This window comes from Bacteroides sp. BFG-606 (genome assembly GCF_024788145.1).
Lineage (GTDB): Bacteria > Bacteroidota > Bacteroidia > Bacteroidales > Bacteroidaceae > Bacteroides > Bacteroides vicugnae.
The window spans coordinates 5,399,445-5,424,708 of record NZ_JANUIL010000001.1 but is presented as its reverse complement, the minus strand read 5'-3'; the positions used below and the strand labels follow the sequence as shown (position 1 = coordinate 5,424,708).

The 25,264-nt window shown below is 42.7% G+C and carries 21 protein-coding genes and 1 pseudogene; 19 read left to right on the top strand and 3 right to left on the bottom strand.

The window, feature by feature from the left end:
* The first annotated feature begins 6 nt into the window (after nt 1–6).
* The 3 genes from lysA (at nt 7) to NXV01_RS20925 (ending at nt 4,206) form a co-directional block, all read left to right on the top strand.
* Nucleotides 7–1,167 carry a diaminopimelate decarboxylase gene (gene lysA / locus NXV01_RS20935; RefSeq protein WP_099146808.1) on the top strand — a complete coding sequence of 387 codons (1,161 nt, stop codon included), beginning with the start codon at nt 7–9 and terminating at the stop codon, nt 1,165–1,167.
* Between the two features lie 141 nt (nt 1,168–1,308).
* Complete coding sequence (locus NXV01_RS20930; RefSeq protein ID WP_099146809.1) at nt 1,309–1,788, top strand: ferritin; 480 nt, start codon at nt 1,309–1,311, stop codon at nt 1,786–1,788.
* Between the two features lie 153 nt (nt 1,789–1,941).
* A complete protein-coding gene (locus tag NXV01_RS20925; protein WP_148364962.1) occupies nt 1,942–4,206 on the top strand; it encodes a sensor histidine kinase in 2,265 nt (754 codons plus the stop codon).
* Nucleotides 4,207–4,237: 31 nt separating this feature from the next.
* Here the strand turns inward: NXV01_RS20925 and NXV01_RS20920 are convergent, their stop codons facing one another.
* Both NXV01_RS20920 and kbl read right to left on the bottom strand, forming a co-directional pair.
* The gene (locus NXV01_RS20920) at nt 4,238–4,645 is read right to left on the bottom strand and encodes a DUF2721 domain-containing protein (protein ID WP_149939683.1); all 408 of its coding nucleotides are present in this window, start codon (nt 4,643–4,645) and stop codon (nt 4,238–4,240) included.
* A 170-nt stretch (nt 4,646–4,815) separates the two neighbouring features.
* Complete coding sequence (kbl, locus tag NXV01_RS20915; protein WP_148364964.1) at nt 4,816–6,009, bottom strand: glycine C-acetyltransferase; 1,194 nt, start codon at nt 6,007–6,009, stop codon at nt 4,816–4,818.
* A 136-nt stretch (nt 6,010–6,145) separates the two neighbouring features.
* Between kbl and NXV01_RS20910 the strand changes: the two genes are divergently transcribed.
* From NXV01_RS20910 to NXV01_RS20890, 5 genes are all read left to right on the top strand, one after another.
* Nucleotides 6,146–7,099, top strand: coding sequence for an NAD-dependent epimerase/dehydratase family protein (locus NXV01_RS20910; RefSeq protein ID WP_148364965.1), 954 nt, complete (start codon nt 6,146–6,148; stop codon nt 7,097–7,099).
* The gene (locus NXV01_RS20905; RefSeq protein WP_258981165.1) at nt 7,099–7,947 is read left to right on the top strand and encodes a DUF4348 domain-containing protein; all 849 of its coding nucleotides are present in this window, start codon (nt 7,099–7,101) and stop codon (nt 7,945–7,947) included. The genes NXV01_RS20910 and NXV01_RS20905 overlap by 1 nt, the downstream gene beginning before the upstream one ends.
* Before the next feature lie 47 nt (nt 7,948–7,994).
* Nucleotides 7,995–8,987, top strand: a complete 993-nt coding sequence (gene murB, locus NXV01_RS20900) for a UDP-N-acetylmuramate dehydrogenase (protein WP_195650142.1) — start codon at nt 7,995–7,997, stop codon at nt 8,985–8,987.
* 159 nt (nt 8,988–9,146) lie between these two features.
* Nucleotides 9,147–9,905 carry an MBL fold metallo-hydrolase gene (locus NXV01_RS20895; RefSeq protein WP_148364968.1) on the top strand — a complete coding sequence of 253 codons (759 nt, stop codon included), beginning with the start codon at nt 9,147–9,149 and terminating at the stop codon, nt 9,903–9,905.
* A gap of 83 nt (nt 9,906–9,988) precedes the next feature.
* Nucleotides 9,989–11,569: a DUF3352 domain-containing protein gene (locus NXV01_RS20890; RefSeq protein ID WP_259023161.1), complete on the top strand. Its 1,581-nt coding sequence runs from the start codon at nt 9,989–9,991 to the stop codon at nt 11,567–11,569.
* Between the two features lie 150 nt (nt 11,570–11,719).
* Here NXV01_RS20890 and NXV01_RS20885 read toward each other — a convergent pair.
* Nucleotides 11,720–12,093: pseudogene (locus tag NXV01_RS20885) on the bottom strand (DUF3127 domain-containing protein).
* A gap of 153 nt (nt 12,094–12,246) precedes the next feature.
* Here NXV01_RS20885 and dnaN point away from each other — a divergent pair.
* The 11 genes from dnaN (at nt 12,247) to NXV01_RS20830 (ending at nt 25,259) form a co-directional block, all read left to right on the top strand.
* Nucleotides 12,247–13,371 carry a DNA polymerase III subunit beta gene (gene dnaN / locus NXV01_RS20880; protein WP_004297029.1) on the top strand — a complete coding sequence of 375 codons (1,125 nt, stop codon included), beginning with the start codon at nt 12,247–12,249 and terminating at the stop codon, nt 13,369–13,371.
* A 111-nt stretch (nt 13,372–13,482) separates the two neighbouring features.
* Nucleotides 13,483–14,262 carry a 3'-5' exonuclease gene (locus NXV01_RS20875; RefSeq protein WP_004297028.1) on the top strand — a complete coding sequence of 260 codons (780 nt, stop codon included), beginning with the start codon at nt 13,483–13,485 and terminating at the stop codon, nt 14,260–14,262.
* A gap of 18 nt (nt 14,263–14,280) precedes the next feature.
* The gene (coaBC, locus tag NXV01_RS20870; protein WP_259023466.1) at nt 14,281–15,471 is read left to right on the top strand and encodes a bifunctional phosphopantothenoylcysteine decarboxylase/phosphopantothenate--cysteine ligase CoaBC; all 1,191 of its coding nucleotides are present in this window, start codon (nt 14,281–14,283) and stop codon (nt 15,469–15,471) included.
* A 32-nt stretch (nt 15,472–15,503) separates the two neighbouring features.
* The gene (gene recN, locus NXV01_RS20865) at nt 15,504–17,165 is read left to right on the top strand and encodes a DNA repair protein RecN (RefSeq protein ID WP_148364971.1); all 1,662 of its coding nucleotides are present in this window, start codon (nt 15,504–15,506) and stop codon (nt 17,163–17,165) included.
* Nucleotides 17,166–17,206: 41 nt separating this feature from the next.
* On the top strand, nt 17,207–17,950 hold the full coding sequence (gene rlmB / locus NXV01_RS20860) for a 23S rRNA (guanosine(2251)-2'-O)-methyltransferase RlmB (protein ID WP_148364972.1): 744 nt from the start codon (nt 17,207–17,209) through the stop codon (nt 17,948–17,950).
* Between the two features lies 1 nt (nt 17,951).
* On the top strand, nt 17,952–19,658 hold the full coding sequence (locus NXV01_RS20855; protein WP_148364973.1) for a serine protease: 1,707 nt from the start codon (nt 17,952–17,954) through the stop codon (nt 19,656–19,658).
* Nucleotides 19,659–19,868: 210 nt separating this feature from the next.
* Nucleotides 19,869–20,180 carry a nucleotidyltransferase domain-containing protein gene (locus NXV01_RS20850; RefSeq protein WP_148364974.1) on the top strand — a complete coding sequence of 104 codons (312 nt, stop codon included), beginning with the start codon at nt 19,869–19,871 and terminating at the stop codon, nt 20,178–20,180.
* Entirely contained in the window at nt 20,177–20,569 is a 393-nt protein-coding gene (locus NXV01_RS20845) for a HEPN domain-containing protein (protein ID WP_148364975.1), read from the top strand. Before NXV01_RS20850 ends, NXV01_RS20845 begins: the two co-directional genes overlap by 4 nt.
* Before the next feature lie 399 nt (nt 20,570–20,968).
* The gene (locus tag NXV01_RS20840) at nt 20,969–21,913 is read left to right on the top strand and encodes a site-specific integrase (RefSeq protein WP_148364976.1); all 945 of its coding nucleotides are present in this window, start codon (nt 20,969–20,971) and stop codon (nt 21,911–21,913) included.
* Between the two features lie 357 nt (nt 21,914–22,270).
* The gene (locus tag NXV01_RS20835; protein ID WP_195650139.1) at nt 22,271–22,867 is read left to right on the top strand and encodes a UpxY family transcription antiterminator; all 597 of its coding nucleotides are present in this window, start codon (nt 22,271–22,273) and stop codon (nt 22,865–22,867) included.
* On the top strand, nt 22,845–25,259 hold the full coding sequence (locus NXV01_RS20830; RefSeq protein WP_259023160.1) for an SLBB domain-containing protein: 2,415 nt from the start codon (nt 22,845–22,847) through the stop codon (nt 25,257–25,259). The genes NXV01_RS20835 and NXV01_RS20830 overlap by 23 nt, the downstream gene beginning before the upstream one ends.
* The last annotated feature ends 5 nt before the right edge of the window (nt 25,260–25,264 follow it).

The window sequence follows — 25,264 nt, the reverse complement described above, 5'->3', positions numbered from 1 at the left end:
CGAATTATGAAGGGAATATTTCCAATCGATAAATTCCGCACTTTGCAGACACCTTTCTATTATTACGATACCAAAGTGCTGCGTGATACATTGTCGGCTATTAACCATGAGGTTGCTAAATATCCTAATTATTCAGTGCATTACGCTGTCAAAGCAAATGCCAACCCAAAAGTACTTACTATCATCCGTGAGAGCGGAATGGGAGTCGATTGTGTGAGCGGTGGAGAAATCCGCGCCGCTATCCGTGCAGGATTCCCGGCCAATAAAGTCGTTTTTGCAGGAGTAGGTAAAGCGGACTGGGAAATCAACCTCGGGCTGGAGTACGGAATCTTCTGTTTCAATGTAGAGTCTATTCCCGAACTGGAAGTAATCAATGAATTGGCTGCTGCTCAAAATAAGGTGGCTAATGTTGCTTTCCGTATCAATCCGGATGTAGGCGCACATACTCACGCAAATATCACTACCGGTTTGGCAGAAAATAAATTCGGTATCAGTATGCAGGATATGGACAAGGTGATAGATGTGGCACAGGAGATGAAAAACGTAAAGTTTATCGGCCTTCACTTCCACATTGGTTCGCAGATTCTGGATATGGGCGATTTTGTAGCTCTCTGTAATCGTGTTAATGAATTACAGGATAAATTGGAAGCTCGCAGAATTCTGGTAGAACATATTAACGTAGGAGGTGGTTTGGGTATTGACTATGGACATCCCAACCGTCAGGCTATCCCGAACTTCAAAGACTATTTTGCTACCTATGCCGGGCAACTGAAATTGCGTCCTTATCAGACGTTACATTTTGAATTGGGGCGTGCTGTTGTAGGACAGTGCGGTTCCTTAATTTCTAAAGTTCTGTATGTAAAACAAGGTGCTCGGAAGAAATTTGCCATCTTGGATGCTGGCATGACCGATCTTATCCGTCCGGCTCTGTATCAGGCATTCCATAAAATGGAAAATATTACTTCCGAAGAACCATTGGAAGCATACGACGTGGTAGGACCGATCTGTGAATCGTCGGATGTTTTCGGAAAAGCGATTGACCTGAACAAAGTGAAGCGTGGTGACTTGATAGCCCTTCGCTCTGCCGGTGCTTATGGTGAAATAATGGCTTCCGGATATAACTGCCGTGAACTGCCGAAAGGATATACCTCTGACGAACTGGTGTAAGTAAAAAGTGAACCGCTACAATCAAAGTGTGAATGTAGTTTAAAAATGTAGGGTGCGTGGAACAATTTTAACTGAAAGCTTGTTATTTTTGTAATGAGTTCAAAAAGAAACTACATTAACAACTTAATAAAAAATACGATTATGATTTCAGAAAAATTACAGAATGCAATTAACGAACAGATTACTGCTGAAATATGGTCTGCTAACCTGTATTTAGCAATGTCTTTCTATTTCGAGAGAGAAGGTTTCAGTGGATTTGCTCATTGGATGAAAAAGCAATCTCAAGAAGAAATGGGACATGCTTATGCCATGGCAGATTATATTATCAAGCGTGGAGGAGCTGCTAAAGTTGATAAAATAGATGTTGTTCCTAACGGATGGGGTACTCCTTTGGAAGTATTCGAACACGTTTACAAACATGAATGTCATGTTTCTCAATTGGTAGACAAGCTGGTAGACGTAGCTGCTGCTGAAAAGGATAAAGCGACACAGGATTTCTTGTGGGGATTTGTTCGTGAACAAGTAGAAGAAGAAGCTACAGCACAAGGCATTGTTGACAAGATCAAGAAAGCCGGTGATACCGGAATTTTCTTTGTAGACTCACAATTGGGACAGCGTTAATGATGCTACTCTGAAAATAGTTCTTTAATATATTATAGAAGCTGCCTGAATTCCAGTTCGGGCAGCTTCTTTTTTTCACTTATTTGGCTTATGTTCGAAAATAAACTACCTTTGTATTACGAGTCAGAGAGAAATTAATCCCGGTTATTATAAATGAATGGTTTGAACAGAGGAATTATAAGATTGCTCCTTTTATCTTTATTGCTCCTTTTAGGGGTGAGTAGTTGTTCTCAAAAAGAGGAACGACGTATTTTAGTTGTCCACTCTTATGAGGAAACTTATGCAGCTTATCCGGAATTTAACCGGATGATAGCGGAGCAATTTGAAAAAGAGAAAATTGATGCTGATATTCGTACCGTTTATTTAGACTGTGAATCTTATTGGGAGGAACCGGAACTGGAACGGATGCGCTTTCTGGTTGATTCCGTTTCGAGAGACTGGCGACCGGAAGTGATTCTGGTGAATGAAGACCAGGCCACTTATTCATTGATGAAATGTGGAATTCAGTTGGCGAAAGAAGTGCCTGTGGTTTTTGGTGGTGTCAATTATCCGAATTGGGGATTGTTGAAACATCATCCCAACGTGACAGGTTTTCATGACAAGATAGCCTTTAATGAGAATATCAGTGTGGCAAAAGAGCTCTTCGGTGAGCACGTCCGCTTGTTTACCATGCTCGACACTACCTATATCGACAAACAAATCAGACGAGATGCAAAGGAGCAGTTTAAAGGATGTAAAGTGACCGGATTCATAGATAATCCTGAACTTTCTCCGGAAGAACAGATACGTTTGGTGCAGGAAGAAGGTTATACCCGCTTCATGGCTATTCCTTTGCGTAATGCCAGAAATCATTCGGATGCCACTTTTATGTGGGTTTTAAACAGGAGCTACCGCGACCAATGTTATATTCAGTTGAAACGTGATTACACCACTATTAATATTGGAAGCATCTGCGGTAGTCCCAGTCTGACAGCCATTAATGAAGCCTTTGGGTTTGGTGAGAAGTTGTTGGGTGGATACATCACTTCGCTACCTATTCAGGTAGAAGAAGAAGTGAAAACTGCCGTTCGCATATTACATGGTACAAGCCCCTCGGATATACCCATTGTTGAAAGTCGGAAAGAGTATGTCGTAGACTGGAATACAATGAAACAAATTGGCTTGGGCAAGGAAAGTATTCCTGCAAAATATAGCATTATTAATATTCCGTTCAGAGACAAGTATCCATTTCTTTGGGGAACTTTAGTCGCTTCACTAATTCTTTTCCTGACATTTCTTTTTGCTTCGCTTTGGTGGTTATACCTTCGGGAACAGACGAGAAAAAAACAGGCGCTTATAGCATTGGCTGATGAAAAAGAAACATTGTCATTAGCTATTGAGGGTGGAATGACGTATGCTTGGAGATTGGATAACGGTTGTTTTGTTTTTGAAGATGCATTCTGGTCGTCGCAAGGGCTGAATCCTAGACAACTTTCGTTTAAGGAATTCATGAGCTTTATTCATCCCGATCATTGGGAAGGAGTGAAGTTCAACTGGCAAAATCTGAAAACAGCCCAAAAGAAAGTAGTACGGGAGCTTTGTAACTTCGACGGTAAAGGATATCAGTGGTGGGAGTTCCGTTATACTACTAAACAGCTACCGGGTGGCGAATATAAAACAGCAGGTTTGCTGCTCAACATACAAGATATAAAGGATCGTGAAGAGGAACTGGAAGCTGCGCGCTTGCTCGCTGAAAAGGCAGAATTGAAACAATCCTTCTTGGCAAATATGAGCCATGAGATACGTACTCCGCTTAATTCGATTGTTGGTTTTGCCAATATTCTGGCATTGGAAGATGGGTTGAGTTCCGTAGAACGCGAAGAATACATCGGTACCATTAACAAGAACAGCGAGTTGCTGCTCAAACTGATTAACGATATTCTGGAGCTTTCCCGTATCGAATCAGGCTATATGTCTTTCTCATTCAAGAAATGTAGGGTGAGAGAGCTGATTGATGACATTTATATGACTCACCAGGTATTGATTGCTCCACGTCTGGAATTCCTGAAAGAAGTGGATAATATACCTTTGGAGATTAATGTGGATAGAGAGCGTTTGATACAAGTTCTAACAAACTTCTTGAATAACGCCAGTAAGTTTACGGAAACCGGGTATATCAAATTAGGGTATATTTATCTGCCGGATGAAGGTAACGTGCGGATTTATGTAGAAGATACCGGAAAGGGTATTCCACGTGAAGAACAACGGATGATTTTTAGCCGTTTTTACAAACAGAACGAATTCTCACAGGGAGCAGGATTGGGACTTTCTATTTGTCAGGTGATTATAGAAAAGTTGGGTGGAAGGATTGAACTCAAATCCGAAGTAGGCAAGGGAAGTCGCTTTACGGTCATCCTTCCTTGCCGGGTAGTGTCTTGATAAAAACTAATGGAAGGGAATGCCAACCGTATTATTTCTTGTTTTTCCCTTTCTCCATTGTTCCCAGGTAAATCTCCAGTGAACGGGTGGAAATCTGTATTTCGCGGAAAGATACGCCTAGAGAAGCTATCAACAGAATCAGTGCCAGTCCGAATACGTAAGCGGAAAATAATTGCAGTCCGATATAAATAAGAAACATACTGACTACGCAGAGAAAAAGGCTTGCAATACCCAGTCCTTGCATTGTACGGGTCAGATTCAACCGTTTCCGTAAATTCTCGATTTGAGCTTCAGTGATATCCGAAGGGTTTTCCACGTAGCGGTCACGTAGTTGGCGCACAAGTTGGGCATACGATAAGAAACGGTTGGTATAAGCTAGTAAAATCAATGAAACTGCCGAGAAAAGCAGGGTAGGAGTAGTGAGGGTTAATTCTTCCATAATCTTTTTATAGTTAAGCAGCGGTTCAAAATTCATTTAATAAAAGAGATTTTTTAGGCACGGATTACACGGATTTCACGGTTTTTAGAAATATGCTTGCATAAAGCAACAGCGTAATCCGTGTAATCCGTGCCTAAAAATGGATTCTGCAAGGAAACCTTGCTTCGGAGTTATTCCGTTTTCAATACGTTAAGCTCTTTACCTACCTTGATAAAGGCAGCGATACACTTGTCAAGATGTGCTTTTTCGTGTCCTGCAGAAATCTGTACACGGATGCGGGCCTGATCTTTCGGCACTACCGGATAGTAGAAACCTGTTACATAGATCCCTTCTTCCTGCATGCGTGCAGCATAAATTTGAGACAGTTTCGCATCATACAGCATTACCGCACAAATAGCACTTTGTGTCGGTTTAATATCAAATCCGGCAGCCGTCATCTTATCACGGAAATAGTTTACATTTTCAACCAACTTGTCATGCAGTGCATTGCTCTCTTTCAGCATCTTGAAAACTTCAAGACTTGCACCGATGATACCCGGAGCCAATGAATTGGAGAACAAATACGGGCGGCTGCGTTGACGGAGTAAATCAATGATTTCTTTGCGTCCGGTGGTAAATCCTCCCAGTGCACCGCCGAAAGCCTTACCCAACGTTCCTGTGTAAATATCTACACGTCCGTGAGTCTTATACAACTCGCTTACGCCATGACCAGTGGCACCTACCACACCGGCAGAGTGAGATTCGTCCACCATTACCAACGCATCGTATTTCTCGGCAAGATCACAAATCTGATCCATCGGAGCTACATTGCCGTCCATTGAGAACACACCGTCCGTAACAATAATACGGAAGCGTTGTGCCTGCGCTTCTTGCAGACATCTTTCCAAGTCTTTCATGTCAGCATTGGCATAACGGTAACGTTTCGCTTTGCAAAGACGTACCCCGTCAATGATAGAAGCGTGGTTTAGCGAATCCGAGATAATGGCATCCTCTTCGGAGAAAAGCGGTTCGAATACACCGCCGTTAGCATCGAAGCAGGCAGCATACAGAATCGTGTCTTCAGTCTGGAAATAGTCCGAGATAGCAGCTTCCAGTTCTTTGTGTATATCTTGTGTTCCACAAATGAAACGGACAGACGACATTCCGTATCCACGGTTATTCATCATTTCCTGTGAAGCCTTGATTAATCGGGGATGATTGGACAATCCTAGATAGTTGTTTGCGCAGAAGTTTAATACTTCCTTACCTTTTACAGTGATGGCAGCTTGCTGCGCACTTTCAATCAGTCGTTCTTCTTTATAAAGTCCGGCTTCCTTGATTTCAGCCAATGTTTGGCGGAGATATTCTTGCATTTTACCGTACATAGTGTTTGGGTGATTAAGTTATATTGCAAAGGACACAATTTTTCTTGGAATAACAATGTCTTTTTGATTAAAATCTGAAAAAAAAGTGCTTACTTTGCGCACTATTTAAGCTTGATATTCTAAGTCAGAAGAAAAAATGGAACACATTTTGATTATTGGAGCTACCGGACAGATAGGGTCGGAGCTAACGATGGAGCTACGGAAACGTTACGGAAATGCAAATGTAGTAGCAGGTTATATTCCGGGTGCAGAACCTAAAGGGGAATTAAAGGAGTCGGGACCGTCGGCAATTGCTGATGTAACAGATGGCGATGCAATTGCATCTGTAGTAAAAGAGTATCACATTGATACGATTTATAATTTGGCTGCTCTGTTGTCCGTAGTTGCCGAGTCGAAACCCAAGTTGGCTTGGAAAATAGGCATCGACGGATTGTGGAATGTGCTGGAAGTGGCACGTGAACAAGGGTGCGCAGTGTTTACTCCGAGTTCTATCGGTTCGTTTGGAGCTAGTACGCCTCACACGAAAACACCGCAGGACACCATTCAGCGTCCGCGTACCATGTATGGAGTCACCAAAGTAACGACAGAGTTATTGAGTGATTACTATTTTAATAAATACGGTGTCGATACCCGTGCTGTCCGTTTCCCGGGCATTATTTCGAATGTGACCCCTCCGGGAGGAGGTACGACTGATTATGCTGTCGATATTTACTACTCGGCAGTGAAAGGAGAAAAGTTTGTGTGCCCCATTAAGCAAGGCACTTTAATGGATATGATGTACATGCCGGATGCGCTGAACGCAGCAATTACGCTGATGGAAGCCGATCCGGCAAGATTGATACACCGCAATGCTTTCAATATCGCTTCCATGAGTTTCGACCCGGAAACGATATATCAGGCTATCAAGAAGCATGTGCCGCAGTTTGAGATGATCTATGATATAGATCCTCTGAAACAGCGTATAGCCGATAGCTGGCCCGATAGCCTGGACGATACCTGCGCTCGTGAAGAGTGGGGATGGAAGCCGGCCTACAATTTGGAAAGCATGACGGTAGATATGCTTGAAAAGTTAAGAGAGAAACTGAAATAATGAAAAAACTAATTGCAGGGGTCATACTGCTCGGTATATTGAGCTCTTGTGGAAACAAGAAAACAAATATTGACCCTTTCGCATCTATTACTAAAGAGGTGGATTCAATCCGGCAGATAGCCGATTCTAGCCACCATGATAAATCGCCGGAAGATCCGCAGCCTATACAGGCAGATGAATCTTTCGATGATTTTATTTACAATTTTGCTTCCGATGAAGTGTTACAGCGTCAGCGTGTGAAATTTCCATTGCCCTACTACAATGGAGATAAGAAATCAAACATCGAGGAACGCAACTGGAAGCATGATGACTTGTTTACCAAGCAGCATTATTATACTCTGCTGTTTGATAGAGAAGAAGACATGGATTTAGTAGGAGATACCTCCCTCACTTCTGTGCAGGTAGAGTGGATGTTTGTGAAAACGCGAATGGTGAAAAGATACTATTTTGAACGTATCAAAGGTGCATGGGTGCTGGAGGCAATCAACCTGCGGCCCATTGAGCAAAGTGATAATGAGAACTTTGTTGAGTTTTTCGGACATTTTGCAACGGATAGTCTTTTTCAGAGTCAGCGTGTGAGGGAGCCGTTAGCTTTTGTAACCAGCGATCCGGACGATGATTTCTCCATTTTGGAGACAACCCTCGATCTTAATCAGTGGTTTGCCTTCAAACCGGTACTTCCTGTCGACCGCCTTTCTAATATTAATTACGGACAGCGGAATGGCGATGATTCGCCCACGAAAATTCTGGCGTTGAAAGGTATCGGCAATGGTTTTTCCAATATCCTTTATTTCCGCCGGAAAGCTGGAGAATGGGAATTGTATAAGTTTGAAGATACAAGTATCTGATACGGGTTACGACGCACTATAACAGTATAACTTATAACTAGAAATATATGTATTCTCTTTTGCCCTACAATACATTCGGCATCGATGTCAGTGCCGCTCGTTTTTTAGAATATTCTTCGGTTGAAGAATTGAAGAAGCTGATTGTGCAAGGTGCCGTTGTGACACCTTTTTTGCATATTGGTGGCGGCAGTAACCTGCTGTTTACCAAAGATTACGACGGATTGATACTCCATTCCCGCATTGAAGGAATCGAAGTGACGGAAGAAGATGAACACTCTGTATCGGTACGAGTGGGAGCGGGGGTAGTATGGGACGACTTCGTTGCATATTGCGTAGAACATGGATGGTATGGAACGGAGAATCTGTCGCTCATTCCCGGTGAAGTGGGAGCGAGTGCGGTACAAAACATTGGAGCTTATGGCGTTGAAGTGAAAGATCTGATAACAGCAGTGGAAACAGTGAACATTCAAGCTGAAGAACGCGTTTATTCGGTGGAAGAGTGTGGGTATACCTACCGTAACAGTATTTTTAAACGTCCGGAAAACAAGTCGGCTTTTGTCACCTATGTCCGTTTCCGGCTTAGTAAAAAAGAATATTATACGTTAGATTATGGAACCATTCGTCAGGAGCTTGAAAAATATCCGGCATTGACGCTTTCTGTTGTACGGAAAGTGATAATTGAGATTCGTGAGAGCAAGTTGCCCGACCCGAAAGTAATGGGTAATGCCGGCAGCTTCTTTATGAATCCCATTGTGCCGAAAGAAAAACTGGAAGCCTTGCAGCAGGAATATCCCCGGATACCATACTATGAGCTGTCAGACGGTCGGGTGAAAATCCCGGCAGGATGGATGATCGATCAATGCGGCTGGAAAGGTAAGGCTTTAGGTCCGGCTGCCGTGCATGATAAACAAGCACTGGTATTAGTGAATCTTGGTGGAGCAAAAGGTAGCGATATCCTTGCGCTTTCAGATGCAGTTCGAACCTCTGTTCGTGAGAAGTTCGGTATTGATATCCACCCGGAAGTTAACTTAATAAATTGAGAAGTAGAAATTGAGAATGAAGAATAGCTATATGAATAATGAAAAGTGTTCAGGTGTAGAAATACTCTATAACCTTTCTTTTTTTTCGTTCTCAATTCCAAATTTCTCATTCTCAACTATTATTTTTTAATTCTCAATTTTCAATTCTCAATTAAACAAGTGAAAGTAAGAATCATTGGAAGTGGAACATCGACGGGAGTACCCCAAATCGGCTGTACATGTCCGGTTTGTACTTCTGCCGATCCGAAAGATAACCGATTGCGTGCATCTGCTATTGTCGAGACAGATGATGCGCGGATTTTGATAGATTGCGGTCCGGATTTCCGGACACAGGTATTGCATCTTCCTTTTGAGAAGATAGATGGTGTGCTCATTACGCATGAACATTATGACCATGTGGGCGGGTTGGACGATTTACGTCCGTTTTGCCGGTTTGGTTCAGTGCCTATTTATGCGGAAAATTATGTGGCGCAAGGCTTGCGTTTGCGTATGCCCTATTGCTTTGTCGACCATCGTTATCCGGGCGTTCCCGACATTCCTTTGCAGGAAATTTCTGTGGGGCAGGCCTTTTCTGTTAACCACACGGAGGTGCTTCCTTTACGTGTGATGCATGGGCGATTGCCTATTTTGGGATATCGTATCGGGCAATTAGGTTATATCACTGATATGTTGACCATGCCCGAAGAATCTTATGAACAATTGGCGGGAATAGATGTTTTGGTAGTGAATGCACTTCGGATTGCCTCGCATCCTACCCATCAGAATCTGGAAGAAGCATTGGCAGTGGCGCGGCGCATTCAAGCAAAGAAGACGTACTTTATACACATGAGTCATGATATGGGCTTACATGCGGAGGTTGAAAAGAGCCTTCCGGAAAATATTCACCTGGCATTCGACGGATTGGATATCTATCTTTGATTATTGGTGAAATTTTTAGCAAAAGTTTTGTTTTCTTTGTAGAAATTATTATTTTTGCACTTAGCCGATAAACAGCGAATATTATGAAACTTCGTACGATAGTGAAAATAGCGATCACGTCTTCTGTTGTACTTTTGTGCTCAGGTTTCGCATTGTACTCTTTTTTTAGACTGTCGGCGGCCGAAGGGCAGAAGGATTTTAATCTTTATGAACTGGTTCCGTCCACCACTTCAGCCGTGTTTGTTACTGATGATGTGCTCGAATTTGTAGCGGAGGTCGATGATCTGACTTGTAGTAAAAATCAGCAATATCTTTATGTGTCCAAACTTTTTTCTTATCTGAAACAAAGCCTTTATGCCCTCTCGGAAGATACTCCTCATGGTTTGAGCCGGCAAATGAATCAGATGCTGATTAGTTTCCATGAACCGGATAACGAACGGAACCAGATACTTTATTGCAGATTGGGAAATGGGGATAAGGAGTTGGTAAACAAGTTTGTGCGTAAATATATATCTTCGCTTTATCCGCCGAAAACATTTGCTTACAAAGGAGAGGAAATAATCATTTACCCGATGGCGGATGGTGATTTTCTTGCCTGCTATCTGACGTCTGACTTTATGGCATTAAGTTTTCAAAAAAAACTGATTGAAAACGTTATTGATGCATATAAGAGTGGCAAATCGCTGGCGGATGATCCTACCTTTACAGGGGTGCGTGCTCCGAAAAAAAGTGCAGCGGCCGCCACAATCTATACCCGTATGAAAGGGATGATGGGATGGACGGAATTTGATATGAAGATGAAAGATGATTTTATCTATTTCTCCGGCATTACTCACGATGCGGATACTTGCTTTGCATTTATAAACCAGCTTCGCCAACAGCAATCAGTCAAAGGCTTCCCGGGTGAGGCACTGCCTTCTACTGCTTTCTATTTTAGCAGACAGGGGATTGCGGACTGGACATCTTTGCTTTCTTATGGAAATGCGCAGGAGCAGAATGAAACGGTTCGCACGAGCGAAGTGCAGAATAGAAATAAAGAATTTTCCCGCTATCTGATGGAAAATGCCGGACAGGACTTGGTTGCCTGTCTCTTTCTGCGTGAAGATACGTTACAGGATCAGGATGCGGCGGCAGTCTTGAGCCTGTCTGTGGCAGATGTGACGGAGGCTGAAAGAATGCTTCGTACCCTTGTCAATACTGCTCCGGCAGATGAAGGAAGAAAAACTCCCCGAATTACTTTTTGTTATACTGTAAATAAGGCATACTTGGTCTATCGGTTGCCTCAAACAACCTTGTTTAAACAATTGACCAGTTTCGTAGAGCCGACTTTGGATATGTATGCGGCATTTTATGGTGGACGCTTGTTGCTTGCTCCGGATGAGAACAGTCTGTCGCATTATATTCGTCAATTGGATAAAGGTGAAGTGCTCAATGGGGCAATAGCTTATCAGACGGGTATGGATCACTTGTCTGATTCGTACCATTTTATGTTGATGGCAGATTTCGACCACGTATTCCGGCAATCGGAAAATTATGTCCGTTTCATACCGGATTTCTTTCTGCATAATGCCGGCTTCTTCCGTAATTTTACACTCTTTGTCCAGTTTGCCTGTACGGACGGAGTAGTATATCCCAATATTATTTTGAAATATAAATCAGAATAAAAATTACGGTTTATATACAATTGTTTATCTCTATGGTTTTGGAGCGGATTATCTGTATGAATAAAAATATCTTCAATTATAAAAAAACTCCCGATAGGATTATCCCGTCGAGAGTTTTTATGCTTATGCGTCGGATGAATGACTTTCAGTTTAGAATGGCAGATCGTCTTTTGCATCACCCGGAGTAAATTCGGGCATAGCCGATGGAGCCGGGGGAGGAACGGGAGAACCAGAAGCCATTGGAGCACCTGCACTGACGCGCTCTACTTTCCATGCGCGGATACTGTTGAACCAACGGTCATTCCATTGGCGGGCGTCAACGTCGAATGATACGGTCAGTTCTTCACCCATTTGAATGTTGAATTGCTCGATTTTGTCTGCACCAAATACGTCGAAACACATTTTGCGCGGATATTGATCATGGTTTTCAATAACGTACTCTTGTGATTTCCACTCGTTGCCGCTAGTTTTTGAAACTCCGCCTCTCGGGGGAGGATAGCGATGATTTTTCCTGTAAATTCCATTGCGATAATTTTAAATTCTGCGGCGAAGTTACAATTTTTTAGTAATATCCCTCACACAATGCCTGTTTTTTTCTTTTGTTTTATTGGGCAGCCCAAATCTTTTTTCGTAACTTTGTGCGATAGAACATTTAAAACTTAAATACACGAAAATATATGAAATTTATCGTTTCAAGTACTGCTCTTTCCAGCCATTTACAGGCCATCAGCCGTGTGATTAATTCAAAAAATGCGCTGCCAATTCTCGATTGTTTCCTCTTCGAATTGGAAGACGGAACATTGTCTGTGACTGTATCCGACAGTGAAACAACGATGGTGACTACCGTAGAAGTGAATGAAAGCGATACGAACGGGCGTTTTGCCGTAGTAGCGAAAACATTGCTTGATGCACTGAAAGAAATCCCGGAACAACCACTCACATTCGAAATCAATCCGGATAATTATGAAATAACAGTGCAGTACCAGAACGGAAAATACAGCCTGATGGGGCAGAATGCGGATGAATTTCCGCAATCGGCTACATTGGGTGATAATGCAGTCCGTGTAGAGATGGAAGCAAGTGTACTTCTGGGAGGTATCAACCGTTCGGTGTTTGCTACTGCCGATGACGAACTTCGTCCGGTGATGAACGGTATTTATTTCGATATTACTACAGAAGATATTACAATGGTTGCTTCAGACGGTCATAAACTGGTGCGCTGCAAGACATTGGCAGCCAAAGGTAACGAGCGTGCAGCTTTCATCCTTCCGAAGAAACCGGCTACGTTGCTTAAAAATCTTTTGCCGAAAGAACAAGGCACAGTGACGATCGAATTCGATGAACGCAACGCTGTATTCATGCTCGAAAGCTACCGGATGGTTTGTCGTCTGATTGAAGGACGTTACCCGAACTACAACTCGGTAATTCCGCAGAACAATCCGCACAAAGTCACCGTAGACCGCCAGCAGTTGGTAGGAGCTTTGCGTCGTGTGTCTATCTTCTCGTCGCAGGCAAGTAGCTTGATAAAACTTCGTATGCAGGAAAACCAGATTGTGATTTCCGCACAAGATATTGACTTCTCTACTTCTGCTGAAGAAACACAAGTTTGCCAGTATGCAGGTGCAGCAATGAGCATCGGTTTCAAATCGACATTCCTCATTGACATCCTGAACAACATTTCAGCAGACGAAGTAGTCATCGAACTGGCGGATCCTTCACGTGCCGGAGTAATCATCCCGGTAGAGCAGGAAGAAAACGAAGACCTGCTGATGCTGCTGATGCCGATGATGCTAAATGATTAATGTTAATTCACCACAGAGGACGCAGAGGACACAGAGGATAAATTTGAATATTTGTTAAATAACCCTCTGTGTCCTCTGCGTCCTCTGTGGTGACCCAATAAAAAAATAGAAATGAAATTAAACCTGAAAAATCCCATTGTTTTTTTTGATTTAGAAACAACCGGAACCAATATCAACACAGACCGAATTGTTGAAATCTGCTATCTGAAAGTATATCCGAATGGAAATGAAGAAGCAAAAACATTACGTATCAACCCTGAAATGCATATCCCGGAAGCATCTTCTGCTATACATGGCATTTATGATGCCGACGTAGTCGATTGCCCAACTTTCAAAGAAGTGGCGAAAAACATAGCCAGGGACATTGAAGGTTGCGATTTGGCAGGATTTAATTCCAATCGTTTTGATATTCCTGTCCTTGCCGAAGAGTTCCTTCGCGCCGGAGTGGACATTGATATGACGAAACGCAAATTTGTAGACGTACAGGTGATCTTCCACAAAATGGAACAACGCACCCTGTCTGCTGCCTATAAATTCTATTGCGACAAGAATCTGGAAGATGCACACACTGCCGAAGCAGATACACGGGCCACTTACGAAGTGCTGAAAGCACAGCTCGACCGTTACTCCGATCTTCAGAATGATATTGCGTTCCTGGCAGATTATTCAAGTTTCAGCAAGAATGTAGACTTTGCCGGACGCATGGTGTACGATGATAATGGAGTGGAAGTATTCAACTTCGGAAAATATAAAGGAATGTCTGTAGCCGAGGTTTTGAAGAAAGATCCCGGATATTACAGTTGGATTTTGAATAGTGATTTCACGCTGAACACTAAGGCGGCATTGACAAAAATCCGTTTGCGTGAAATGAGTAATTTGATTACAAAATAATGCTAAAAGGAAAAAAAAATAATTCTTGGAATTACCGGCAGTATTGCCGCGTATAAGGCGTGCTATATCATTCGCGGACTGATAAAACAAGGAGCGGAAGTGCAAGTTGTCATTACTCCGGCGGGAAAAGAATTTATTACTCCCATCACTCTTTCGGCTTTGACCAGCAAACCGGTCATTAGTGAGTTTTTTGCTCAGCGTGACGGAACGTGGAATAGCCACGTCGATCTCGGACTGTGGGCGGATGCTGTACTGATTGCACCTGCCACCGCCTCTACTATCGGCAAAATGGCTAATGGAATAGCCGACAATATGCTCATAACAACTTATCTTTCGGCAAAAGCTCCCGTGTTTGTTGCTCCGGCAATGGACCTCGATATGTTTGCCCATCCCGCCACCCAGAAAAATCTGGATATATTGCGTTCCTACGGTAATCACATTATCGAGCCGGGAACAGGAGAGTTAGCTAGCCACTTGGTGGGAAAGGGACGTATGGAAGAGCCGGAAAACATTATCCGGGTATTGGATGAATTCTTCGCTTCGAGTGACGAACTATCCGGAAAGAAAGTGATGATTACAGCCGGACCGACTTACGAAAAGATTGACCCGGTGCGTTTCATAGGCAATTATTCTTCCGGAAAGATGGGATTCGCATTAGCAGAAGAATGTGCCCGTCGCGGGGCGCAGGTGACATTGATAACAGGTCCTGTGCAGCTCAAAACGCAACATTCCCGTATCCGGCGTGTAGATGTGGAATCAGCAGAAGAAATGTATGCGGCTTCACAGATCTATTTTCCAGATGCTGATGCAGGTATTCTTTGCGCGGCAGTAGCCGACTATCGTCCGGAAACAGTGGCCGACAAGAAGATTAAGCGGGAGAAAGAAGAGGAACTAACCCTCCATCTTCAGGCAACACAAGACATCGCTGCCAATTTAGGAGCACTAAAAAGGAAAAATCAGTTATTGGTTGGCTTTGCCCTCGAAACCAATAATGAGCAGCAGAATGCCGAAGGAAAGCTCGAACGCAAAAATTTCGACTTTATCGTGCTCAACTCGTTGAATGACGCTGGCGCCGGTTTCCGCCATGATACCAATAAAATAAGTATCATCGACAGGAAAGGTCGTACAGACTATCCCCTGAAACCGAAAATAGAAGTAGCCCAGGACATCATCGACCGTCTGGTAGCCACCCTATCTTCGAATTTTTAATTTTCAATTCTCAATTTTTAATTAAATATAAGGTGTTACGTTCACTATACATTCAGAATTATGCATTGATAGAAAAACTGGATATCAGTTTTGAAACAGGCTTTTCCGTTATAACAGGTGAAACGGGAGCCGGAAAATCAATTATTCTGGGAGCTATCGGACTCCTGTTAGGACAGCGTGCCGATGTGAAAGCGATTCGCCACGGAGCTTCCAAATGTATCATAGAGGCACGTTTCGATCTATCTGCCTATGGTATGCGCCCGTTTTTCGAAGAAAACGAGTTGGAATATGATGAAGAGTGCATTTTGCGTCGTGAGGTACAAGCTTCCGGTAAGAGCAGGGCATTCATCAACGATACTCCTGCTTCGCTGTCACAAGTGAAAGAGCTGGGCGAACAGTTGATAGATGTACATTCGCAACATCAGAATTTATTGCTCAATAAAGAAGGATTCCAGTTGAATGTGCTTGATATTCTGGCACATAATGATGCAGCATTGGAGAAATACCATCTGTATTATGATGAATGGAAACGGACAGACCGCGAACTGGCTGAATTAGTGTCGCTGGCAGAGAAAAGCCGCTCCGATGAAGATTATATCCGCTTCCAACTCGAACAGCTCGAAGAAGCCTGTTTGGTGGAAGGTGAGCAGGAAGAACTGGAGCAGGAAGCTGAAACATTAAGTCATGCAGAAGAGATAAAAGCCGGACTTTACCGGGTGGAACAGTCGTTTGCTTCGGATGAAGGCGGATTGCTTTCTTACCTGAAAGATAGCCTGAATACGCTGAATAATCTGCAAAGAGTATATCAGCCGGCCAAGGAACTTACCGAACGTATGGAGAGTGCTTATATCGAACTGAAAGATATTTCGCACGAAGTCTCTTTACAAAGTGACTCCGTTGAATTCAATCCGGTCCGTCTGGACGAAGTGAATGAACGGTTGAATCTGATTTATTCCTTACAGCAGAAACATCGGGCACAAACCCTTGGCGAATTGATAGCGTTAACGGATGAATACCGCAGCAAATTGTCGGACATCACTTCCTATGATGAGCGTATTGCCGAACTGACTGCTCGTAAAGAGGAACAATATAAACAAGTGAAACAACAGGCGGAAGTGTTGACCAAGGCCCGTGCGAAAGCTGCGCGTGAAGTAGAAAAACAACTGGCCGCCCGGTTGATTCCATTAGGAATGCCGAATGTTCGTTTCCTGATCGAAATGGGACTGAAAAAAGAGCCGGGATTGCAAGGAGAAGATACAGTCAACTTCCTGTTTTCCGCCAATAAGAACGGCACTTTGCAGAATATCTCTTCCGTAGCTTCAGGAGGTGAAATTGCCCGTGTCATGCTTTCCATCAAGGCAATGATTGCCGGAGCCGTCAAGCTGCCGACCATCGTATTTGATGAAATAGATACCGGAGTCTCCGGTGAAATAGCCGACCGTATGGCGGACATGATGCAGGAAATGGGCGACCGCAACCGTCAGGTAATCAGTATTACCCACCTGCCACAGATTGCTGCCCGTGGGCGTGCTCATTATAAGGTATACAAAAAAGACAGCGATACGGAAACCAACAGCCATATCCGCCGTCTCACTGACGAAGAACGGGTAGAGGAAATAGCTCACATGCTTAGCGGCGCCACTCTCACCGAAGCTGCCCTTAGCAATGCCAAATCCCTGCTTGCCCGCAACTGATAAATAGTGAATAGTAAATAGTAAAATAGTAAATCAACCAGATGTTAGATAAAAGTGAAATGATTTTCGGCGTTCGTGCCGTGATAGAAGCCATTCAGGCTGGAAAAGAGATAGATAAGATCCTCGTGAAGAAAGATATTCAAAGTGATCTTTCCAAGGAGCTTTTTGCAGCTTTGAAAGGTACGCTGATACCTGTTCAGCGTGTTCCGGTAGAACGTATCAACCGTATTACCCGTAAAAATCATCAGGGAGTGATCGCTTTCATTTCTTCTGTGACTTATCAGAAAGCGGAGGATCTTGTTCCTTTCTTGTTTGAGCAAGGAAAAAATCCGTTTTTTGTTATGCTCGACGGAGTGACCGATGTACGCAATTTCGGGGCAATTGCACGTACCTGCGAATGTGCAGCTGTCGATGCTGTGATTATTCCTGTTCGAGGCAGTGCGTCAGTCAATGCTGATGCCGTGAAAACGTCGGCAGGAGCGCTACATACTCTTCCTGTATGCCGTGAACAGAACCTCCGTTCGACTCTGCAATATCTGAAAGACAGTGGTTTCCGCATTGTGGCTGCTACCGAAAAAGGGGATTATGACTATACCAAAGCTGATTATACAGGTCCTCTCTGCATCATAATGGGAGCGGAAGATACAGGAGTTTCTTATGAAAACCTTGCCCTCTGTGATGAATGGGTGAAAATTCCGATGCTGGGCACCATCGAATCCCTGAATGTCTCTGTAGCTGCCGGTATCCTGATTTACGAAGCTGTGAAACAAAGAAACAATGACTGATATGAAGAAGATTTTAATTCTACCTTTGCTGCTTTTCTTCCTGGTACAAGGAAGCATGGCACAAACCCCAAAATGGGTAGAGAAGGCAAAACGTGCAGTCTTCTCAATAGTGACTTATGACAAGAATGATAAAATGCTGAATACGGGAAACGGATTCTTTGTGTCCGAAGACGGATTGGCTTTATCAGATTATACTCTTTTTAAAGGAGCCGAACGTGCGGTGGTGATTACTTCCGAAGGCAAACAGATGCCGGTCAGCCTGATACTTGGAGCGAATGACATGTATGATGTTATTAAGTTCCGTGTGGCTATCACCGAGAAGAAAGTGCCTGCGCTGATCATTGCCAAAACAGCCCCGGTGGCAGGAGCCGAAGCGTGGATGCTTCCTTATTCTACGCAGAAAAGCATTGCTTGTGTCAATGGTAAGGTGAAAGATGTTTCCAAAGTAGCCGGCGAATACCATTATTATACATTGAGTATGCAGATGAAAGATAAGATGGTGAGCTGCCCGGTGATGAATGCGGAAGGTCAGGTATTTGGTATTGCGCAGAAATCATCCGGTATCGATACGGTGACTACTTGCTATGCGGCGGGAGCTGCTTTTGCCATGTCGCAGAAAATCAGTGCCCTTTCTTTGGGAGACGCTGCCTTGAAAAGCATTGGTATTCGGAAAGGTTTACCCGAAACGGAAGATCAGGCATTAGTATATCTGTTTATGGCCTCTTCGAGCCTCTCGGGCGAGGACTATGAAAAGCTGTTGGACGATTTCATCCGCCAGTTCCCTGCCAATGCAGATGGTTATCTCCGTCGTGCCAATTATTATGCATCTAAAGGTAAAGACGACCAGACCTGGTATGATAAAGCCGTTGCCGACTTTAATCAGGCACTGAAAGTAGCCCAGAAGAAAGATGATGTATATTATAATATAGGTAAGCTGATGTATGCTTATCAATTATCGAAGCCGGAGAAAACTTACAAAGACTGGACGTATGACACCGCTTTGAAGAATGTCCGTCAGGCAATCGCTATTGATCCGCTGCCAATTTACACTCAAATGGAAGGCGATATACTGTTTGCCCAACAAGACTATGCCGGTGCTTTGGCTGCTTATGAAAAGGTAAATGCCAGCAATATTGCTTCTCCGGCCACTTTCTTTAGTGCTGCCAAAACGAAGGAACTGTTGAAAGGGGATCCGAAAGAAGTGGTAGCCTTAATGGATAGCTGTATTGCCCGTTGCCCGCAACCGATTACGGCCGACTTTGCTCCATACTTGTTGGAGCGTGCGCAGATGAATATGAATGCCGGTCAGGCGCGAAATGCAATGCTCGATTATGATGCTTACCATACGGCAGTCAAAGGAGAAGTGAACGACGTGTTCTATTATTATCGGGAACAGGCTGCTTTGAAAGCCCGTCAGTTTCAACGCGCTTTAGACGATATTGCCAAGGCAATCGAGATGAATCCGACAGACCTCACCTATCAGGCAGAGCATGCGGTTGTAAACCTCCGTGTAGGACGGTATGAAGAAGCCATTCAGATTTTGAATAATATATTGAAGACTGATCCCAAATATGGTGAGGCTTACCGTTTATTGGGACTTTGCCAGATACAGCTGAAGAAGACAGATGAAGCTTGCGGCAACTTTAAGAAAGCGAAAGAATTGGGTGATCCGAATGTCGATGAGCTGATTACAAAATACTGCAAGTAAATTATGAAATCCCCCATGCTACAACGATCTGTGGTATGGGGGATTTTTAACTCCTTATTCTTGCTTTGTTTTATCGGGCTATCGCATTGTAATGTGAATCAGAATGTTTATATTTGCATTTACTTGAAAGATTACGGTGGTAATCATTACGGTTGTAATCTTTTGAGTATTGATAGATTTTTTTTGTATATATAATGTAAGAGGGAAGGTATGAAACGTACGAAAATCATAAAAGCAATACAGAAAGCCTTGCAAGGTATGACACCAATTGTAGAGGTGAAACTTTATGGCTCGGAAGCAAGAGGAGACGCGCGGCCTGATTCGGATATTGATTTGTTGATATTGGTGGATAAGGAAGAACTTTCGACAGAAGATGAGTTGAATATTACTGATCCTCTTTATAAAATAGAGCTGGAAACTGGTATTTTAATCAATCCATTCATTTTGCCTAAAAAGATATGGGGGAAAGTAGTGACTCCTTTTTATGAAAATGTAATGAAGGAGGGAATCGCGTTGTTATGACAGATGAAGAAAGAAATGCTATTGTGCGATATCGGATGGAAAATGCAAGGCGTACTTTGAACGAAATAGCAGATCATTGTGAGAGAGGATATTGGAATACTGCGATTAATAGAATGTATTATGCTTGTTTTTATGCTGCAAGTGCATTGTTAGTGGCAAATAAGATTGTTGTCAAATCACATGAAGGAGTACGTCAAATGTTGGGAAAGCATTTTGTTCTTACTGGACAATTATCTGTTGGAATGGGTAAATTCTATACCTTAATTTTTAATAAACGTTCTTCTGGAGATTATGAGGATTTCATCAATCATAATCAGAAAACAGTGGACGAACTTTATCCTTATGCATTGACGTTTATAAATTCAATTGATGAGTTATTGAAAAAGTAAACTAAATTGTTGATCTTTTATGAATGAGCAATAAATGCAGTAACTTCAAAACCTTTGAATCGTAAAAATAAATCCCTGCCAACTCGAAAATTGGCAGGGATTCCTCGTTTTTGGGGACGTTGTATAAAAAACTCTCTCTCTTTTTTATTTTCCCCACTTCACTTGTTAAGCTCAGGTTGTAGGTTTTAATGATATTATGGTTTGATTTCTCTTTTTTCCTCTGTTATAAGTTAAATGCACGGTTATTGAAAATACTGCATGTCTTCACTTATTTTTTTTAGAAATAAATTGAAAATCCATCTAAAATAGTGAGTAAATTAAAAATTGTGGTTCATTTTATCTATAATCTTACTATATTCCGCACGTTTTTAATAACACGTATGAGATAAGTTATAATTTATGGAAAAAAATCGATTTACTATTTGTGCAAACAATTACATTGATTGTTTGCGACAAGAGGGTCGTTATTCTACGGCCCATGTGTATAAACACGCTATTCGTTCTTTTTCGCAGTTTTGTGGAACTCAATCCATCACGTTTAGTAAGATAAACCGTGAAACTCTAAAGAGGTATAGCAACTACCTGATGGCTTCCCGTTTGAAGCCCAATACGATTTCTACGTATATGCGTATGCTGCGTAGTATCTACAATCGTGGTGTCGATATGCATCAAGCTCCTTATGTGCATGGTTTGTTCCGGGATGTTTTTACCGGGGTAGACACACGTCAGAAGAAAGCCATCCCGATCGGCGAACTTCACATGCTATTAAACAAAGATCCTCAATCGGAAAAGCTTCGCCGGACGCAAGCCATTGCCAATCTGTTATTTCAGTTTTGTGGAATGCCTTTTTCTGATTTAGCCCATTTGGAAAAGTCCAATTTGGAGCGGGGACTTTTAAAGTACAATCGCATCAAGACCGGTACTCCTATGAGCATAGAAGTGTTAGAGTCAGCGCAGAATGCAATTGGGGGACTGTATAATAAATCAGATGCCCGGAGTTCCGATTATCCTGATTATCTTTTCCGGATATTAAGCGGAGCGTACAAGCGGAATGAAGAAGGAGCCTATCGTGAGTATCAGTCAGCTTTGAGACGTTTTAATAATGAGTTGAAAAGCCTGTCCAGAAAATTAAGGCTACATTCGCCCGTCACGTCGTATACGCTTCGTCATTCTTGGGCTACGACTGCCAAGTACAGAGGTGTACCTATCGAAATGATTAGCGAATCACTAGGACACAAATCTATTAAAACAACACAGATATATTTAAAGGGTTTCGAATTGGAAGAAAGAACAAAAGTGAATAAATTGAATTATTCTTACGTTTGTAATTTTAAAATGTTCTGATTAGTATTATTAATGCATTATGGATTAGGGACTTAATGCTAGTGTTACTTCTTAGGTAACGGACAACACACATTTAGAATACACATCGTTGTGAAAAAAGATAAAAAATCGATTATGAGGGAATATAAAAGCAGGTACCTAACATTCAATATAAAGCATTCTTGAATTTAGGTAATAAAAAGTCTTTGAGCATGAAGATGTTATCCTTCATGTTCAGATAGATTCATGTTGCATATTTTAGAGAAAAAGGAAAAAAAGAAGTTTTTTGTTTGTTTGCTATTAATATTTTTACCTATCTTTGTAGCGAATATATTTCCGTTACCTAAGAAGTAACGGAATAACATGGGGTAAAAAAATATGATTTTAACGAAACCGAAATCAGTAAATGCCGGGCCTAGTAGTGGGACAGGGGAAGGCGTAGCACACTCAAAACGTTGGTATGTAGCACTTGTTCGAATGCATCATGAGAAGAAAGTTGCCGAACGTTTATCTAAGATGGGAATTGATTCTTTTGTTCCCGTTCAGCAGCAAATTCATCAATGGAGCGACCGTCGTAAGATGGTTAATACAGTCTTACTCCCAATGATGGTTTTTGTACATGTCAATCCAAAAGAACGTATGGAAGTTCTTTCATTTTCTACGGTCAGCCGTTATATGGTGATGCGTGGAGAGAGTACTCCTGCCGTTATTCCTGACGAGCAGATGGCACGTTTCCGTTTTATGCTCGATTATTCCGAAGAAGCAGTCTGTATGAATGATACTCCACTGGCACGTGGTGAGAAAGTTCGTGTCATAAAAGGTCCTTTGAGCGGGCTTGTCGGCGAACTTGTGACTGTAGCCGGAAAGAGTAAGATTGCCGTTCGTTTAAATATGCTTGGCTGTGCTTGTGTCGATATGCCAATCGGTTATGTAGAACCTACAAAGATTACCAATGACGATACTAAAAAACTTTAACGTATTTCTATTCATTCTGCTGTTGGGAGTTTGTTCTCCCTTAATGGCTCAAAACATGAGCGACTCTCAAGTTCTTGAATATGTCAAGGACGGCATCCGCCAGGGTAAAGAACAAAAGCAACTAGCCTCCGAACTGGCACGCAAAGGCGTGACCAAAGAGCAGGCAACGCGTGTGAAGCAACTATATGAGCAGCAAAACAATGTCAATGCTTCCAATGCAACAGGTACCGATGTCAATGAATCACGCCTGCGTGAGGAAATGAAAGAAAATACTTCCGATATGCTGGAAGACCACCCAAGCACTCAAGACCTCGCACGTGGCAACCAGGTTTTCGGACGAAACATCTTCAACACCCGTAATCTGACTTTTGAACCCAGCGTCAACATCGCCACTCCCTTAAGCTATCGTCTGGGTCCCGGTGATGAAGTGATTATCGACATCTGGGGAGCCAGCCAGAACACTATCCGTCAGCATATTTCTCCTGACGGCACGATCAACATTCAGAAAATAGGTCCTGTCAACCTGAACGGACTAACCATTGCTGAAGCCAACGACTATCTCAAAAAGACATTAAACAAGATATATAATGGTCTTAATAATACGAATGATCCCACCTCTGACATCCGTCTGACTTTGGGTAGCATACGTACTATCCAGATCAATGTAATGGGTGAGGTTGTCCAACCAGGCACTTACTCCCTCTCTTCTTTTGCCACAGTTTTCCATGCACTTTACCGTGCGGGTGGAGTCAGTGACATAGGAAGCCTTCGCAATGTCCAGCTGGTACGTAACGGCAAAAATATCGCCACGATCGACGTCTACCAATTTATCATGAAAGGAAACATTCAGGATGACATCCGCCTTCAGGAAGGCGATGTAGTGATTGTCCCCGCCTATGACGTATTGGTTAAGATCGACGGAAAAGTGAAACGCCCAATGCGTTTCGAAATGAAAAGGGATGAGAGTCTATCCACTCTTATCAGCTATGCCGGTGGCTTTGAAGCCGATGCCTACACCCGTTCCTTGCGTGTCGTACGCCAGAACGGACAGGAATATGAAGTAAACACAGTCAAAGACCTTGACTATAGTGTCTATAAAATGCGAAACGGTGATGTTGTGACCGCCGAAGCTATCCTTAACCGCTTCATCAACAAACTTGAAATCCGTGGAGCCGTTTATCGTCCCGGCATCTACCAGTTGAATGGAAAACTGAATACTGTTCGTGAACTGGTAAACGAAGCCCAAGGCCTGACCGGTGATGCCTTCTTGAACCGTGCTGTTCTCTATCGTCAGCGTGAAGATCTGACTACCGAAGTTGTTCCAGTAGACATAAAAGCCATCATGGACGGTACTTCCCAAAACATCATCCTGATGAAAAACGATATCCTTTATATTCCGAGTATTCATGACCTGGAAGACAGAGGCAACGTCGTAATCCATGGTGAAGTAGCCAAACCGGATTCTTATCCTTATGCAGATAACATGACCCTTGAAGACTTGATCATTCAGGCAGGTGGCTTGCGTGAAGCCGCTTCTGTAGTTCGTGTAGATGTATCCCGTAGAATTAAGAATCCTCGTAGTACAGTAGATAACGATACTATCGGTCAGATATATACATTCTCCCTGAAAGAAGGTTTTATTGTAGATGGAACTCCCGGCTTTGTCCTTCAACCTTACGATGAAGTTTATGTACGTCGTAGTCCGGGTTATCAGGCCCAACAGAATGTGGTTGTTGAAGGTGAAATACTGTTCGGAGGCTCTTATGCAATGACCAGTCGTGAAGAACGTCTTTCGGACTTGATCAATAAAGCTGGAGGTGCAACGAATTATGCCTACTTACGTGGTGCCAAATTGACTCGTGTGGCCAATGCAAGTGAAAAGAAACGTATGGGTGATGTGATCCGCTTGATGAGTCGACAGTTGGGTGAGGCTATGATGGACTCTTTGGGTGTTCGTGTGGAAGATACCTTTAGTGTTGGTATTGACTTGGAAAAGGCATTGGCTAATCCTGGAAGTACAGCAGATATTGTCTTGCGTGAAGGTGATGTGATTTCTATTCCGAAAAATAATAATACAGTAACGATCAATGGTGCCGTAATGGTTCCGAATACAGTTTCATATATAGAGGGTGAGAATATAGATTATTATCTGAATCAAGCCGGTGGTTATTCTGAAAATGCAAAGAAGAGTAAGAAATTTATAGTTTATATGAACGGCCAGGTAACTAAAGTGAAAGGTAGTGGTAAGAAACAGATCGAGCCGGGATGTGAGATAATTGTGCCTAGTAAAGCTAAGAAAAAAACTAATATGGGTAATATTCTAGGTTACGCTACTACATTCAGCACTTTGGGAATGATGGTTGCTTCTATTGCTAATTTAATCAAGAAATAACGAAT

What these genes read in the sequence shown, in the direction of transcription:
- lysA (WP_099146808.1), top strand. Translation starts at nt 7, where the DNA reads ATGAAGGGAATATTTCCAATCGATAAATTCCGCACTTTGCAGACACCT.
- kbl (WP_148364964.1), bottom strand. Translation starts at nt 6,009, where the DNA reads ATGTACGGTAAAATGCAAGAATATCTCCGCCAAACATTGGCTGAAATC.
- NXV01_RS20875 (WP_004297028.1), top strand. Translation starts at nt 13,483, where the DNA reads ATGAAATTAAACCTGAAAAATCCCATTGTTTTTTTTGATTTAGAAACA.
- NXV01_RS20845 (WP_148364975.1), top strand. Translation starts at nt 20,177, where the DNA reads ATGACAGATGAAGAAAGAAATGCTATTGTGCGATATCGGATGGAAAAT.
- NXV01_RS20925 (WP_148364962.1), top strand. Translation starts at nt 1,942, where the DNA reads ATGAATGGTTTGAACAGAGGAATTATAAGATTGCTCCTTTTATCTTTA.
- NXV01_RS20920 (WP_149939683.1), bottom strand. Translation starts at nt 4,645, where the DNA reads ATGGAAGAATTAACCCTCACTACTCCTACCCTGCTTTTCTCGGCAGTT.
- murB (WP_195650142.1), top strand. Translation starts at nt 7,995, where the DNA reads ATGTATTCTCTTTTGCCCTACAATACATTCGGCATCGATGTCAGTGCC.
- dnaN (WP_004297029.1), top strand. Translation starts at nt 12,247, where the DNA reads ATGAAATTTATCGTTTCAAGTACTGCTCTTTCCAGCCATTTACAGGCC.
- NXV01_RS20905 (WP_258981165.1), top strand. Translation starts at nt 7,099, where the DNA reads ATGAAAAAACTAATTGCAGGGGTCATACTGCTCGGTATATTGAGCTCT.
- NXV01_RS20910 (WP_148364965.1), top strand. Translation starts at nt 6,146, where the DNA reads ATGGAACACATTTTGATTATTGGAGCTACCGGACAGATAGGGTCGGAG.
- NXV01_RS20930 (WP_099146809.1), top strand. Translation starts at nt 1,309, where the DNA reads ATGATTTCAGAAAAATTACAGAATGCAATTAACGAACAGATTACTGCT.
- rlmB (WP_148364972.1), top strand. Translation starts at nt 17,207, where the DNA reads ATGTTAGATAAAAGTGAAATGATTTTCGGCGTTCGTGCCGTGATAGAA.
- NXV01_RS20835 (WP_195650139.1), top strand. Translation starts at nt 22,271, where the DNA reads ATGATTTTAACGAAACCGAAATCAGTAAATGCCGGGCCTAGTAGTGGG.
- NXV01_RS20850 (WP_148364974.1), top strand. Translation starts at nt 19,869, where the DNA reads ATGAAACGTACGAAAATCATAAAAGCAATACAGAAAGCCTTGCAAGGT.
- NXV01_RS20830 (WP_259023160.1), top strand. Translation starts at nt 22,845, where the DNA reads ATGACGATACTAAAAAACTTTAACGTATTTCTATTCATTCTGCTGTTG.
- NXV01_RS20890 (WP_259023161.1), top strand. Translation starts at nt 9,989, where the DNA reads ATGAAACTTCGTACGATAGTGAAAATAGCGATCACGTCTTCTGTTGTA.
- NXV01_RS20840 (WP_148364976.1), top strand. Translation starts at nt 20,969, where the DNA reads ATGGAAAAAAATCGATTTACTATTTGTGCAAACAATTACATTGATTGT.
- NXV01_RS20855 (WP_148364973.1), top strand. Translation starts at nt 17,952, where the DNA reads ATGAAGAAGATTTTAATTCTACCTTTGCTGCTTTTCTTCCTGGTACAA.